The sequence below is a fragment of the Vibrio sp. 9-16B-A1 genome (assembly GCF_056726165.1).
Map to the genome: position 1 here is coordinate 569,297 of NZ_JBSDZD010000001.1, position 14,129 is coordinate 583,425.

Consider the following 14,129-nt stretch of genomic DNA (forward strand, 5'->3'; position numbering starts at 1 on the left):
CCCGCGCTTCATGCCGCAGGGGTATACTCTGACCATTCTTTTCTGTGAGGGTAAGCAATGAGCGAAGAAGCACGTCAGGTCAGCCGCCGTGATCTGTTCAGGGGCATAATGCGCCGCGGACAGGAGTCATATCAGGCGACAGAGTTCCGGCTCGAACGCCTTGTGCCCCGCCCTCCCGGAGCGGTTGAAGAGACACTGTTCCAGCACCTGTGTGACGGGTGTGGAAAATGCGCAGAAAACTGCCCACGCTCTGTTCTCAATATGGAGGCAGGATTTCCGGTACTGTCGCTGGATTATAACCACTGCGACCTGTGCGGCACCTGCCAGTCTGCCTGCCCGGCAGGGGCAATTAAGCCCGCAACCAAAACCGGGTTGGTACCGGAGTTTACTTCCCACTGCCATAACAAACTGCTGGGTTATTGTGAACTGTGTATCGAAGACTGCCCGGAAGCAGCGATCAGTGCGGAGCCTGGCCAGCTTCCGCAGCTGGAAGATCAGCGCTGCAACGGCTGTGGTGAGTGCAAAAGCAGTTGCCCTGCGAGTGCCGTGGTACTGACATTGTCCACAAACTGAGCGGCGAATAAGTCAAAAAAACCATCTTTTTTATCAATAAAGATAAAAAACTCCAAACCATTAATAAATCATATAAAACCGCTGGTCCGGTTTGACCTGGATCACACGCCACGACTGAGAATCCCCGATAATTCAGGCCTCTATACTGGAGGCAATCATGTCAAAATCAATAATAAACAGTCTGTTTACCCGCCGTGACTTCATGAAAAGTTCGGCCGCGGTATCCGGTGCTGCCGTTGCAGCAGGTTCGCTCAGCCTGCCGTTCAATGCAGTGGCATCCAAACCAGCTGCTGGCACCCCGTCCGGCGAAGAAAGCATTTCATACAGCGCCTGTCTGGTGAACTGTGGCAGCCGCTGCCCGTTTAAAGTTCATGTACAGGACGGCGTTGCCGTTAAGATTTCGCCGGAAGACGGTGTGGATGAAGCCATTTTCGGTCAGCATCAGATCCGCCCTTGTCTGCGCGGCCGCTCTGCCCGTTTCCGTACTTACAATCCGGACCGCCTGAAATACCCGATGAAACGTGTCGGTAAGCGCGGCGAAGGTAAGTTCAAACGCATCAGCTGGGATGAGGCGACTACTATCGTCGCTACCGAGCTGAAACGCGTTATCGAAACCCACGGCAACGAAGCGATTTACTACCAGTATGGTTCTGGTACCACCGGCGCTAACCTGCAGGGCCGTAACACCTGTAAGCGTCTGCTCAACCTGGCTGGCGGCTTCCTGGATATGCACAACACCTATTCAGAAGGCCAGCTGAACCGTATCGCCCCGTTTGTATTCGGTCAGGCCGGTAATATCTACGGCACCGAGCAGCAGACCCTGTTCTCTGAAATCAAAAACTCAGACCTGGTGGTCATGTTCGGCCAGAACCTGGCTGAGACCCGTATGTCAGGCGGCGGCCAGATCGCAGAGATCTACCACGCGCTTGAGCAAAGCGGTGCCCGCGTCATCATTATCGACCCGCGCCGTACTGACAGTGTGACCGCATTTGATGCTGAGTGGCTGCCAATCCGCCCGGGTACCGACGCAGCTCTGGTTGCAGCTGTCGGCCACACCCTGATCAAAGAAAACCTGATCGACGAAGCGATGCTGAATCAGTACACCGTCGGCTGGAATGAAGACACCCTGCCAGAAGGAGCGCCGGAGAACGCTTCATACAAGTCCTATATTCTGGGCCTTGGCGAAGACAAGACCGAGAAGACCCCTGAATGGGCAGAAGAGCTGACCGCTATTTCTGCAGACCGCATCCGCGAACTGGCGCGTGAAATCGCCGCCGCCAAAGCCGCCTGGATCTCTCAGGGCTGGGGCGTACAGCGCACCCAAAACGGTGAGCACGCTGCTCGCGCTATTATGATGCTGCCGATCATGACCGGTCAGTTCGGCCGTCCGGGCACCAACATCGGAACCTGGGGTGGCAGCGTACCTTACACCCTGTCTGGCCTGTCCATTCCGAACCCGGTGAAAGTGTCTATCCCGTGCTTCCTGTGGACTGACGCGATCGTACGTGGCACTGAAATGACCGCCAAAACCGACTACGTAAAAGGACGTGACCGCCTTAAGACCAACGTTAAGTTCCTGTGGAACTACGCGTCTAACGTGACCGGCAACCAGCACTCTGACCTGAACCGCGTTGATGAAATTCTGCGCGATGAGTCACTGTGTGAGTTTGTACTGGTATGGGATAACCACATGACAGCTTCTGCGAAATACGCAGACCTGCTGCTGCCGGATGTCTCAACGCTGGAGTCTGACGATCTGATCAACAACTCTTATCAGTCCGGCTCGTATCACTACCTGGTCCGCCTGCAACAGGCTATCGAGCCAATGTGGGAAAACCGTCCGACTTACGACGTACTGGCAGAAATCGCAGGCAAGATGGGCCTGAAAGAGGCCTTTACCGAAGGCCGCACATACCAGGACTGGATCGAGCATGCGTACAACGAAGTACGCAAGAAAGAGACACACCTGCCAGAGTTTAAAGACACAGATGGCAAAGGTATCCTGGATCGCCGCATCGCAGACAGCAGCAAACATATCGCGCTGAAAGACTTCCGTGATAACCCGCAGGCAAACCCGCTGAAAACGCCGTCAGGCAAAATTGAGATCTACTCAGAGCAACTGGCGCAGATCGCGGACGAGTGGGAACTGCTGGAAGGTGACCTGATCTCCCCTATCCCGGTTTACTGGCCGGCAGTAGAAGGAATTGAAGACCACAAGACGCTGGAGAAATACCCGCTTCAGCTGACCGGTTTCCACACCAAAGGCCACTGTCACTCGACTTACTCTTCTGTCGCTCAGCTTAAAGAAGCCGCGCCAGACGCAGTATGGATGAACCCACTGGACGCCGAATCGCGCGGGATCCGTAACGACGATATGGTTGAAGTGTTTAATGACCGCGGCACGCTGCGCATTAAAGCCAAAGTATCCAACCGTATGATGCCGGGTGTCACCGCGATGCCGGAAGGCGCCTGGGCGCGCACCAATAAGGCCGGTGTCGATGTTGGTGGCTGTATCAACCGCCTTACCACCCAGCGCCCTACGGCTCTGGCGAAAGGTAACCCTCAACACACCAACCTGGTTGAAATTAAGCGCGTTTAAGGAGCTCATTAAATGAAACAATACGGTTTTTATGTCGACTCTTCTAAATGCACCGGTTGTAAAACCTGCCAGATCAGTTGCAAAGACGAAAAAGCACTGGATGTCGGCCCGAAATTCCGCCGCGTCTACGAGTATGGTGGCGGTAAGTGGGAAAAAGCCGGTCACGCCTGGAAGCAGGAGACCTTTAACTACTACCTGTCCATCTCGTGTAACCACTGTGCTGAGCCGACCTGTGTTAAAGGTTGTCCGACCGGTGCGATGCACAAGCGCAAAGAAGACGGTCTGGTCGTTGTAAACCAGGACGTGTGTGTGGGCTGTCGCTACTGTGAAATGCGCTGCCCGTACGGCGCGCCTCAGTTCGATGCAGAGAAAAAGGTGATGTCCAAGTGTGACGGCTGCTACCAGCGTGTCGCAGAGGGTCTTAAACCTGTCTGTGTTGAGTCCTGCCCACAGCGTGCGCTGGACTTTGGTGAGCTGCATATCCTGCGTGAGAAATACGGTACCGAAAACGCGGTCGCACCGCTTCCGGATCCGGGCCTGACCAAGCCAAGCCTGGTGATCAAAGCACACGCTGATGCGCGTAAGTCCGGTGATACCACCGGTCAGGTTCAGAATCCGTCGGAGGTGTAACAGATGCACGAATTACCACTGGTATTTTTTACCGTACTCGGCCAGAGCGCCGTGGGTCTGGTTGTACTGGCATTTTTGGCCGCGAAAACCGGCCATATTAACCAGCAGCAACTGAACCGCGCTAACCTGATCGCAGCCGTTATTGCCGCTGTCGGCATGGCTGTCGGTGGCACTCACATGGGTCAGCCTCTGCGTGCGATGAACCTGATGTTTGGTGCGGTCCGCTCTCCAATGAGCAATGAGATCCTGCTGAGTGGCGCGTTCTTTGGCCTGCTGGCGGTAACGGCCGGTATGGGCATTGCCAAACTGCGTGCAATCGCCGTCGCGAAGCTGGGTGAAAGCAAAACCGACACACTGCAGAGCCTGGCTAACCTTGGCGCAGCGGTATCCGGTATGGCGTTTGCCTGGTCCATTACCCAGGTGTATCAGCTCGAAACCGTACCAGCATGGAACAGCGTCTATACTTCGCTGCAGCTGTGGCTGACCGTTCTGGTAGCCGGTGGCGCTCTGGCGATGGCCACCGGCGCTCACAAAATTAGTGGCATCGCGGTTATCGGTGGCAGCGCCATCGCACTGGCGACCCGCTCCGGTTACATTGATTTTGTTACCGAAACGGTTCCGCACCTGGCGTCACAGCAGTTCGCATTCTGGAACAGCTACATCGCCGCAGTATTGATCGCTCTGCTGATCGCCCTGCTGACCCTGGTGCGTCGCCGTGCACTGACGCCGCTGCTGTTTACCGGTGCGGCGGTAATGGTAGCCGGTGAGCTGGCCGGACGTATCGCGTTTTACAACCTGTGGTGGATCACCATGTAATCCCCCTGGCCGGAGCGGTATGCACCACTCCGGCCACTGTACAGGAGAGAATAATGATTGCTGTGGTTCCCCGCGTACTTGGCAGCCTGTTTTACTGTTCACCTGGAAGTGAGCAGGCGCAAATTGCGCTGACTGATCTACCATCACTGGACAAACACTTTAACTGGCAGCAGCCAGAGCAGATCGCCGAAATCTGCAGCCGGCTGCCGAAACCGGAAGCAGAGCGCTTCGCCGTTCTGTTTGAAGGTATCGGCGTTATGCCAGCGCCGCCATGGGGATCTGTCTATCAGGATCCCGAGCGCATCGTGATGGGCGAGTCCACCCTCGCCTGGCGCCGCTTTCTGCAGGATAACGGCCTTGCGCCGTCCGGCAGTCAGAGTGAACCGGATGACCAGTTTGGCCTGATGCTGCTGGCACTGGCGCACTTTCTGGAGCAGGAGAACGACCTGGCTGCAGTGGAGCTTCTGGAGCAACACCTGCTGCCATGGGCACCCACATATTTGAGCCGGTTGGAAAACGCCTGCATACAGGATGACTTCTACCACTCTCTGGCCCGGCTTGCTGACCTTTTCCTGAAAGATATGACAGACCAGCTGGACTTAAGTCCCAGAAGTTGCCAGATATTCTCGTAATCCCGAGCCTCTTGCCCCGGCAAGAGGCTTTTCTTTATCAAACCGGCCTCATAAGCCACCACCCTGACCAATCTCCTCTCACCTCAAGAGCTGATCAATAAAGCTTGTTATTCTTGTCATAAATCAATTTACCTTTGCTGATAGATCTATATTATTCACCGCTTCAAAAATATTTATAAAAATTAAAATCTAATGTAGAACTTGCTTATTCACTGTTCACCATGGATGGCACTAAGTGTGGTAGCAAGCAACAAATGACAGGGTAAAAAATGATTGACTACTACAAGAGCCGAACCGTCGGCTTTCAGCTTAAGCTGGTGATAACACTGTGCCTTTTGGTCGCATTCAGTTCGGTAGCCGTACTGGTTTACCGCAATGCTTCCGAGGTTCTGCTCAACAACACGCTTCGTGAACACCAGTCCAAATTACAGTCAATGGCCAAAACCATCTCCGGCCAGTTTGACGCCTACCTGCAGACCGCCAAAGTGCTGGAATCTTCCTTCCGTAACGGCTACCTGGATGGCCTGGAGAAGCAGGAGAACACGGTTGAGTTCAACAACCTCCAGCTTCAGGATCTGACACTGCGCGGTAAGAGCCTTATTGGTGATACCGAGCTTGTGGACGCCTTTACCCGTGATACCGGTGCAGTTGCCACCCTGTTTGTGGCGAACGGCAACGACTGGGTGCGCGTATCCACCTCACTGAAAAACCCGGCAGGACGCCGCGTGGTTGGCTCCCGTCTTGGCGCTGAGCACCCTGGTTACAACAAGCTTCGCAACGGCCAGCCTTACTATGCACAGGTAAAACTGTTCGGCCAAAACTACATTACCTATTACGCACCAATCAAAGATGCTTTCGGTCAGGTGTCCGGCCTGAGCTTTATCGGCCTGCCGGTTGAAGACGCAACCCGCTCTCTTTTCCGCTCACTCGACAGCGTACGCTGGGGTGACTCTGGTTACACCATTATCGTTGATAACCACCGTGACAACCTGGGTAAGTACCTGCTTCATCCGACTAAAGATGAGAACGGCCCATCTATTATCGAAATGCCGGATTATGAAGGTAACCGACCTTTCTCTGCCATCTTCGAAACTGGCAGCGGTCTTATCCGTTACCCATACGAGTACAACGGAACAATTGGTGAAAAATACCTGGTGTTTACCGAAGTACCGGGCTGGGGATGGAAACTGCTTGGCGGCACCTTTATCAGCGAAGTGACCAAAGGCAGCCAGGAGCTGCTCAAGCTGATCGCTGTCGTGGCGCTGGTTGTTGCCGGTCTGACTTTCGCTGTACTGAGCCTGTTCCTGAGCCGCACCCTGAGCCCGCTGGTACAGGTAAACAGCTACATGGAACGTCTGGGCAACGGTGAAGTAAGCCTGGATATCGCACTGGGTAATGAGTCATCGAAAAACGAAATCGTGCGCCTGAACAACGGCGTTGCATCAATGGCACGGAGACTGAATAACCTGGTAGGTGAAATCCGCGCTACCAGTGACCAGGTTGGCACTCAGTCCACCAGCGTTGCTGCTGATGCAAACCAAAGCCTGAGCCAGGCCGATGTGCAGCAGGAGCAGGTTGAACAGGTCGTCACCGCGATTGAAGAGATGGCGACCTCAGCTCAGTCAGTTGCCCAGCAGGTGGAAGCGATTGCTGAAAACGTACGCGTTGCAGATACTGACAGCCAGTCCGGCCTGCAGATCGTAGAATCCGTTTGTACCAACGTTGCCGAGCTGAATGAACAGCTGGACAGCTCTGCCACAGCAATCAACCAGGTAGCCAAGGACAGCGAAAGCATCCAGAGCGTGACCAAGATGATCGATGAGATAGCCGAGCAAACCAACCTGCTGGCACTGAATGCTGCTATCGAAGCTGCCCGTGCAGGTGAGCAGGGCCGTGGTTTTGCCGTGGTTGCCGATGAAGTGCGCACCCTGGCACACCGTACCCAGACTTCGGTTCAGGATGTGGTTGCCATCATTGAGCAGCTTCAGGCTTCAACCGGTAACGCAGTAGACCTGATGCACCAGAGCCAGCAAAACGCCAACCAGGTAATGGATAACGCACGCACTGCGGGCGAATCTCTGGAATCTATTGCTTCACAGGTACGTGAAATCGCTGCTCAGGCGGATGCCATCGCCGCAACGTCTGAAGAGCAGGCCCAGGTATCTCAGGAAGTCGCCACCAACGCGACCGAAATCAGCGAACTGAACAACCTCAACCGCGAGATCAGCGCCAAAACCGCCGACAGCGCCAAACGCCTGCAGGATGAGTCAGAGTCGCTGAAGGAACAGGTTGGGTTCTTCCACTAATAATTTAAAGGCTCTGGGCTCTGGGCTCTGGGCTCTGGGCTCTGGGCTCTGGGCTCTGGGCTCTGGGCTCTGGGCTCTGGGCTCTGGGCTCTGGGCTCTGGGCTCTGGGCTCTGGGCTCTGGGCTCTGGGCTCTGGGCTCTGCAAGCAGAGTTTCTTGCTCAAACCTCACTGTCAACACAATAGCTTCGGTTTCCCACATCACTTATCGCGAGCTCCCCCAGGGCCTAGCGCCCAGAGCCCAGTGCCTTAAACAAGAAAAGCCCCGATACTTGCGTATCGGGGCTATAGTCTTACTCGCAGCAATCCAGCTACTAAAAGTGCTCCATGCATCAAATCCATGATAGTGCGCTGCATTCCTTCAGCGTAGTCCTTTCGTCGCCATCCTAGCGGTGTCCATGACCTTATCCTGGTCTGCTAACCATCCTGATTAGCTCACATCACTTGTTCCCTGAGCGGTGTCCCTTACATCATCCTGATGTCAGTTCCTTTCCCCAATCCGCGGGGTGTCCATTGTCTTTCCTTAGTAGTCATCATCCTGATAACTAATTGAGTCCATTCAATGTCCTGTTGCTCCATGCTGATTATTCATCCTGAATAACCAAATCTTCTTCCTGAAGATAACCAAAATCCCTAGCGTAGTTCCTGTTCCGTGTCAGCATCCTTCCGACACCTTCAAGATTACCGATTCCTGATTCGGGGACAATAGCCTGCAAAGAGTTTTTTTTTGCCCACAACATCACCCCAAGGCCTATATCAATACAAAACAATCACTTAACCTGTCACGCACGCATTCTCTCAGCAGATCAAAGCGTCATTTCCTACACCGTGTGTAAGAGATCTCTCACAAGCATGATGGATTATCTCCTTCTTCACCCGACTTCGGCCAATAATCAAAGTGTGAACTCCGTCACCCCAAAACATAACCAGGTCTGGTTATGCATAACTATTCCGGGAAAATGACTAAAGCAACCAGTTCAAAGGAGGCAGGCGTAAAAACATAAATTGCGCTACCATACCGCTAATCACCAGTTACAGGGATTTGATCGATGCAAACCAAAGACGTTACTCAGGAAATTCAAAGCGTGATTGAGTCGCTGAGCGCTCAGGGCAAAGAGCCAAGCGTGGCCCTTATCCGCGCCAGACTGACCACACCGGTACCCATGCCGGCTGTGATCGCGGTACTGAAAAGCTGGAAAGCGACCGCGAAAGTACCCAAAGTGGAAGTCGCTGCCCAGGCAGAAGAGAGCGCAGAAACGCGTATAGCACGGCTGGAAGCGCAGGTGGCCGCCCTGACTGAGCGGCTGGAAGCACTGGAGAGAAAATAAGGGAAGAAAGCTATTCGGGCGTAAAAACTGTTCGCTCGTAGAAAGCCATTCGCACGTAAAAAACATTCGCGCGTTAAGAAATTACTCGCGTGTAAGGTGGGGCTTCATGGTCTCACTGACAAAGTGATAGAGCTTTTGCCAGGCCCGCGCCTCCTGCGGGTCAAAATCCCCCTGATAGAAGTCACGCAGCGCACTGAGCAGCGCCTGCTCCATCAGGTCGATGTTAGACTGGCTGACGTGATAATCGTTATGCCGCTCTGCCAGTTGTACCAGCATAGGGTGCAGCATTCCCATATCATCCATACCGTAGACCGTCAGCTCCAGCATGGCCACCAGTTTGCGGCCCTGCAGCTCAAGGTCATTACGGAACAGACTGCGGAGATCCGGGTCCAGTTCAAACAGCTTTGCGTAAAAAATCCGGGCAAACGCCGGGGCGTCAGCCGATATCCTTTGATACCCGGTCTGAATCAGTTTTATTTGTTGTTCTGTCAATACCATAGCGGGGTCATTTTCCTTATGCCAACCCCTCCAGACTAGTCAAACACCGGACGAAAGTAAACCCGGCCGGCGTATGGTTAAACCGGTTTTAGTCCTTAAAATCCCACGACAGATTGCTGACCAGCATGCACTCATCGCACTTAAAATCGAACACGTCGTGCAATGGCGATTCCACCGCCCAGTCGCCGCCGCATACCGGACAAACGCGGGCCTGCTCCTCTTCTTTGCTGGTTCCGCCTACCCTGTAGATATACAGGTAAGTTGGAATGCCGCTGACCACCTTCAGGCGACGGCACAGGTCCCAGCCGCGGCGAAACAGCAGGCTCTTGCTTGACGAGATCTCATACAATGACGGATGCTCCACCACCGAACCGTTCATCTGCAGCTGATCACAGGCGCTCCAGTCTTCCTGCCACTTGATGATCTGCTTCTGGTCGCCATTGGCAACTGCCGGCAGACGGTACAGAGGCACCGGTTTAAAGTGCTCGCCACAACGGATTGGGGAGCAGGTATGCAGATAACTGGTATACAACACCTGCCAGGCCGGCGTTTCACAAAAGTCGCTCGGGTCGGAGTTCATATCCTCGCCGACTACCCGTACTTTTGGCTGAAGCAGTCCGGCGTCAGCCAGCTGACTCAGGGCATGCTTCACCTGGGCACTGTGAAAACGCGGATGAAGGCTCTCCTGCTCCGGGCATACCACCCTGGCGGTAAACACCCCATCTTCCTCCATCGCCACCGGCAGCTCACGCCCCAGTACCTGGCCGTTATAGCGCAGGCAGTCAAGCAGGTAGTTGATCGCTTTTTCTACCGCGCCCATTGAGGTATCACGGTAGATCTCAAAACAGATTTCAGTAATGTACATCAGGCAGGCTCCACCACAGGCTCAAGCTGGGCAAGAAATTCACTCACGCTGGCCGCCAGAATGTCACGCTTGTCGGTACCGATGCGCTCGAAGATCACCTCACCGGTCAGGTTGCAAACAGAAATCACGTCCATCTCTGCGTCAGTAACGCCGATAAACACGGTCGGCTTCAGCTTCAGGCGACGCTGCGTCACCAGGTGGCCAAGAATATTTTCCTGCAGGCGGGTAAAGTCATCTTCACTCCAGACCTGAAGCAGAGTCAGGGGCTTGCCCTGCCAAAGCGCAGGCATATCCGCGCTGAACTGACTGCCATAAAACGCCTTGATGTCTTCGTGCAGCGTCAGTTCAATGCCATTTTCAACATTGGAAAAATCCAGCGGTGTTTCATTCTGCAGAGCCTTCCACTCAAGGCTGACACCGTGACTCTTTACAATGCACGGAGACGGGATCCCCACCAGCTCCTCACTTTGCGGCAGGGAGCCTTTCTTCTCCTGCCACGCCTGCTGGTAAGAAAGAGTAAAATCAAACAGGGCGCTGGCCACGCTTTGCGACATGAATACATCCTCAAATCTGGTTCACTTGACTGGACTGTTAAGTGGGTTTAGGTAAACTTTGCCACATTCTAATCGATTTAAACCTGAAGTATGAGCAAATATTCTGACGCCAAAGAGCTGGCAGGCCTGACCCTGGGCCAGAAAACCGAGTACAGCAACCAGTACGACCCTTCCCTGCTGCAGCCTGTGCCGCGCAGCCTGAACCGCGATGACCTGGAACTGGGTGACGAGCTGCCGTTTCGTGGTGTGGACATCTGGACCATGTACGAACTGTCGTGGCTGAACGACAAAGGCCTGCCTCAGGTTGCCATTGGTGAAGTGCGCCTGCCGGCTACCAGTCCGAACCTGATTGAGTCCAAGTCGTTCAAGTTGTATCTGAACAGCTACAACCAGACCTGCTTTACCAACTGGGATCAGGTACAGCAGGCGCTGGCACGTGACCTGTCTGCCTGTGCCGGTGAGACAGTTGAAGTGACACTGGAGAAACTGGGTAATTTTACCCAACAACCTGTGGTAGCCCTGAAAGGTGAATGCATTGATGAACAGGACATCAGCATTGAAAGCTATGAATTTGATACAAAATGGCTCGAAGCCGCTGCCGGTAAAGACATCGTCAGCGAAACCCTTTATAGTAACCTGTTGAAATCTAACTGCCTGATCACCAACCAGCCTGACTGGGGCAGCGTGATGATCGACTATAAAGGCCCGAAAATTGACCGCGAAGCACTGCTGCGCTACCTGGTGTCATTTCGTGAGCACAACGAGTTTCACGAGCAGTGTGTAGAGCGCATATTTACCGACCTGATGCAGTTCTGTAAACCAGAGCAGCTGACGGTTTACGCGCGCTACACAAGACGCGGCGGACTGGACATCAACCCATACCGCACCAACTGTGATGCGATGCCGGCGCACAATCACCGCCTGGCAAGACAATAAAAGAAAAACCGGAGAAGAACTGACATGAGATGGCTGGCTTACGCCCCACTGTTGCTAATCGCATTTTTTACCAGCACTGGCATCCAGGCAAAAGTCTACACTTCTCCGGTACTTAACGAAGCCGCACGGCTGGTTGAGATCGACCCGAGAAAAGCCCGGCTGATCGCCGAAAAATTTCTCACCCAGCGCAAGCTGACCGAAAACAGCAATAAAGGCCCTTCTTCCCTGCCAAGGGAAGATACCGATTCCACCCTGAGATCGCCAAACAGCAGCATCGATGCGTTCCACGTACTAGCACGCTCCGAATTTCTTCTTGGCAAGCCCCGCCAGGCACTGGAGCACACCGATAATGCCCTCCAGCTGGCCGAGCAATTCAACCTGCCGTTCGTCAAACAGGAGACCTGGCTGCTCAAAGCAGAACTGTTGTGGCGGCAAAATCACAACGCAGACAGCGCTACAAAGATCCTGAACCAGGTAGACAGCGCCCTTAAAGAGCTGCCATCCGCGACTCAGCTCGGTTTTGGCCTATACTACCAGCTCGCCATGCAGCGAGGCGATATTGACTCCTGGCTCGGCAAACGGGATAAAGCAGAGCAACAATATGAGCTTGCCGCCATTCAGCTCGAGAAGATCACCTCGGGCTCTGTTCATATCAGCTACCATCTCAAACTCGGAGAGCACTACCTGCGTTTTCGGGCTTACGACAGCGCCATGACCGAGCTGCTGACCAGTTACTGGCGCTCGGTGGAGCAGGATTCCGGCTCCCTGCTGGCAAAATCCAACTACCAGCTGGCCCAGCTGTTTATGCAGCGTCAGGTACTCGACAAAGCACTGGAGCACCTGAGCAATGCCGCAGACTTTTACGGCAACTTTGAGCATTCGCTGGTACTGGCAGACGTGCTCAAGCAGATGGCGGATATCTATTTCCTGCAGGGCAAATACAATCTGGCGCTGGTGCACTACTTCAACGTGCTCGACCACGAGTACTTTTCCCGGGATATCTATGACGTTATCGACCTGCGTCTGAGTATCGCCGATACCTATCTGCAGCTGTTTAACTACCCGCTGGCAGAGCAGTACCTGGCCAAAGCGAGCAACCTCGTCGCCTACACAGACCTTAAGCCGCTCAAAGCGCGCAGCCTGCTGCTGACGTCCGCGCTGGCGCTTCAGCTGAGCGAGAACGAGAAAGCGCTCGCCAATGCCCGGGATGCACTGAAGCTCAGCAATGAGATCGATAATGCGGCCATCAAGCGCAGTGCCTACAAACAGCTTTCACTGGCCTACGAAAAGCTGGGCCGCTTTAACGACTCGCTGGCCGCCCTCAAACACTACACCGTACTGGCCGATAACCGTCAGAAGCGCCTGAACCGCATCAATGAGAACGTCCTGCGTCAGCAAAAAGACATCATTGAACAATCACTGCACTACAAGGGGCTGGAACAGGAGCTTGAAAACAGCCACGGCCAGGCCGAGAAGTTCCAGAAAACCGCATTCGGGCTGTTCTTTGTGTCACTTTTATTCGTGCTTCTGACCCTGAGACGCGGCTATATCATTGACCGGTATAAAAAAAGCGTCAATAGTTTGACGAAGGATCTCTATACCCACACCCGCTCCGGGCTGCGCAACCTGAGAATGCTCAATATCAAACTCCCGGGCTCCCTGAAGCGCAGCAGTGATAACTTTGAGCAATGGCAGATGGGTGAGCTGATCAATGAACCTTTCAGCGACCGGCTGAGATTCGCCATGTTTGATCTGCCCTTCCTGCGTTATACCTACCTGGAGCAGGGCTACAAAGCAGGCCTGATGCTGGAGAAAAGCTTCGGTGACTATATAAAACCGAAGATCAAAAAACCGGCGCGTCTCTACCACTTCTCGGATGCCATGTTCCTGTACGTGGAACCCAATACGAACCCCGACGCACATCCTCAGGATATGTTTGATAAAATTTGTGGCTGGATCGCAGAATTTGAGCCCGAAAGAAAAATTACGCGCAAAGTTCGTGTCGGTATGGCAGATTATCCTTTCCTTCCCCGCGCCTATACTGCGATCAATGATCAGGAGCTGATCGACATCCTGCTGATGTCTACGCACCTGGCCCGCAGTCTGGAGAAAAGGAATAACAGTGAAGAGAGTCAGTGGGTGTACCTGAGGGCGATACAGAACGCCCCGGCAGCCAGTTTTGCCACCGACGATATACGTTCAGCGTGCAAACAAGCGCTCGATCAGGGGCTGATCAAAGCCGTGTCTTCTGCAGAAAATGAGGAAGACCTCAAAAATTTGACACTAAGTGACTAGTTACTAACCGAATGGTTAATTAAAAAAGTGACGTTGTTGCGTTTTTTGTTATCATCGAATAACGAATTTCAGCCATTGAGTGTTTTTGGCAACGCAACT

General features: G+C 53.8%; 12 protein-coding genes. 9 read left to right on the plus strand and 3 right to left on the minus strand.

Going from position 1 to position 14,129, the window contains the following annotated elements:
- Positions 1 to 57: 57 nt before the first annotated feature.
- From ACVB80_RS02605 to ACVB80_RS02635, 7 genes are all read left to right on the plus strand, one after another.
- Positions 58 to 573: a 4Fe-4S binding protein gene (locus ACVB80_RS02605; protein WP_481079697.1), complete on the plus strand. Its 516-nt coding sequence runs from the start codon at positions 58 to 60 to the stop codon at positions 571 to 573.
- Between the two features lie 157 nt (positions 574 to 730).
- The gene (locus ACVB80_RS02610) at positions 731 to 3,172 is read left to right on the plus strand and encodes a DMSO/selenate family reductase complex A subunit (RefSeq protein WP_481079698.1); all 2,442 of its coding nucleotides are present in this window, start codon (positions 731 to 733) and stop codon (positions 3,170 to 3,172) included.
- Positions 3,173 to 3,184: 12 nt separating this feature from the next.
- Positions 3,185 to 3,802 (plus strand): DMSO/selenate family reductase complex B subunit, encoded by a 618-nt coding sequence (locus tag ACVB80_RS02615; protein WP_481079699.1) that lies wholly within the window; start codon positions 3,185 to 3,187, stop codon positions 3,800 to 3,802.
- A gap of 3 nt (positions 3,803 to 3,805) precedes the next feature.
- Positions 3,806 to 4,618 carry a dimethyl sulfoxide reductase anchor subunit family protein gene (locus ACVB80_RS02620; protein WP_481079700.1) on the plus strand — a complete coding sequence of 271 codons (813 nt, stop codon included), beginning with the start codon at positions 3,806 to 3,808 and terminating at the stop codon, positions 4,616 to 4,618.
- Between the two features lie 53 nt (positions 4,619 to 4,671).
- Positions 4,672 to 5,250, plus strand: a complete 579-nt coding sequence (locus tag ACVB80_RS02625) for a TorD/DmsD family molecular chaperone (RefSeq protein ID WP_481079701.1) — start codon at positions 4,672 to 4,674, stop codon at positions 5,248 to 5,250.
- 269 nt (positions 5,251 to 5,519) lie between these two features.
- A complete protein-coding gene (locus ACVB80_RS02630; protein ID WP_481079702.1) occupies positions 5,520 to 7,556 on the plus strand; it encodes a methyl-accepting chemotaxis protein in 2,037 nt (678 codons plus the stop codon).
- 1,047 nt (positions 7,557 to 8,603) lie between these two features.
- On the plus strand, positions 8,604 to 8,882 hold the full coding sequence (locus ACVB80_RS02635) for a hypothetical protein (RefSeq protein WP_481079703.1): 279 nt from the start codon (positions 8,604 to 8,606) through the stop codon (positions 8,880 to 8,882).
- Between the two features lie 81 nt (positions 8,883 to 8,963).
- Here ACVB80_RS02635 and ACVB80_RS02640 read toward each other — a convergent pair whose 3' ends face one another.
- The 3 genes from ACVB80_RS02640 to syd all read right to left on the minus strand — a co-directional run bounded on the left by ACVB80_RS02640 (position 8,964) and on the right by syd (position 10,799).
- Complete coding sequence (locus tag ACVB80_RS02640) at positions 8,964 to 9,380, minus strand: globin domain-containing protein (RefSeq protein ID WP_481079704.1); 417 nt, start codon at positions 9,378 to 9,380, stop codon at positions 8,964 to 8,966.
- Positions 9,381 to 9,468: 88 nt separating this feature from the next.
- Entirely contained in the window at positions 9,469 to 10,245 is a 777-nt protein-coding gene (locus tag ACVB80_RS02645) for a Zn-ribbon-containing protein (RefSeq protein WP_481079705.1), read from the minus strand.
- A complete protein-coding gene (gene syd / locus ACVB80_RS02650; RefSeq protein ID WP_481079706.1) occupies positions 10,245 to 10,799 on the minus strand; it encodes a SecY-interacting protein in 555 nt (184 codons plus the stop codon). The genes ACVB80_RS02645 and syd overlap by 1 nt, the downstream gene beginning before the upstream one ends.
- Before the next feature lie 90 nt (positions 10,800 to 10,889).
- Between syd and queF the strand changes: the two genes are divergently transcribed.
- On the plus strand, positions 10,890 to 11,735 hold the full coding sequence (gene queF / locus ACVB80_RS02655) for an NADPH-dependent 7-cyano-7-deazaguanine reductase QueF (protein ID WP_481079707.1): 846 nt from the start codon (positions 10,890 to 10,892) through the stop codon (positions 11,733 to 11,735).
- Positions 11,736 to 11,759: 24 nt separating this feature from the next.
- Positions 11,760 to 14,030, plus strand: a complete 2,271-nt coding sequence (locus tag ACVB80_RS02660) for a tetratricopeptide repeat protein (RefSeq protein WP_481079708.1) — start codon at positions 11,760 to 11,762, stop codon at positions 14,028 to 14,030.
- Positions 14,031 to 14,129 lie beyond the last annotated feature (99 nt).

Coding starts and splice junctions, on each gene's coding strand:
- ACVB80_RS02605 (WP_481079697.1), top strand. CDS start 58: ATGAGCGAAGAAGCACGTCAGGTCAGCCGCCGTGATCTGTTCAGGGGC.
- ACVB80_RS02610 (WP_481079698.1), top strand. CDS start 731: ATGTCAAAATCAATAATAAACAGTCTGTTTACCCGCCGTGACTTCATG.
- ACVB80_RS02615 (WP_481079699.1), top strand. CDS start 3,185: ATGAAACAATACGGTTTTTATGTCGACTCTTCTAAATGCACCGGTTGT.
- ACVB80_RS02620 (WP_481079700.1), top strand. CDS start 3,806: ATGCACGAATTACCACTGGTATTTTTTACCGTACTCGGCCAGAGCGCC.
- ACVB80_RS02625 (WP_481079701.1), top strand. CDS start 4,672: ATGATTGCTGTGGTTCCCCGCGTACTTGGCAGCCTGTTTTACTGTTCA.
- ACVB80_RS02630 (WP_481079702.1), top strand. CDS start 5,520: ATGATTGACTACTACAAGAGCCGAACCGTCGGCTTTCAGCTTAAGCTG.
- ACVB80_RS02635 (WP_481079703.1), top strand. CDS start 8,604: ATGCAAACCAAAGACGTTACTCAGGAAATTCAAAGCGTGATTGAGTCG.
- ACVB80_RS02640 (WP_481079704.1), bottom strand. CDS start 9,380: ATGGTATTGACAGAACAACAAATAAAACTGATTCAGACCGGGTATCAA.
- ACVB80_RS02645 (WP_481079705.1), bottom strand. CDS start 10,245: ATGTACATTACTGAAATCTGTTTTGAGATCTACCGTGATACCTCAATG.
- syd (WP_481079706.1), bottom strand. CDS start 10,799: ATGTCGCAAAGCGTGGCCAGCGCCCTGTTTGATTTTACTCTTTCTTAC.
- queF (WP_481079707.1), top strand. CDS start 10,890: ATGAGCAAATATTCTGACGCCAAAGAGCTGGCAGGCCTGACCCTGGGC.
- ACVB80_RS02660 (WP_481079708.1), top strand. CDS start 11,760: ATGAGATGGCTGGCTTACGCCCCACTGTTGCTAATCGCATTTTTTACC.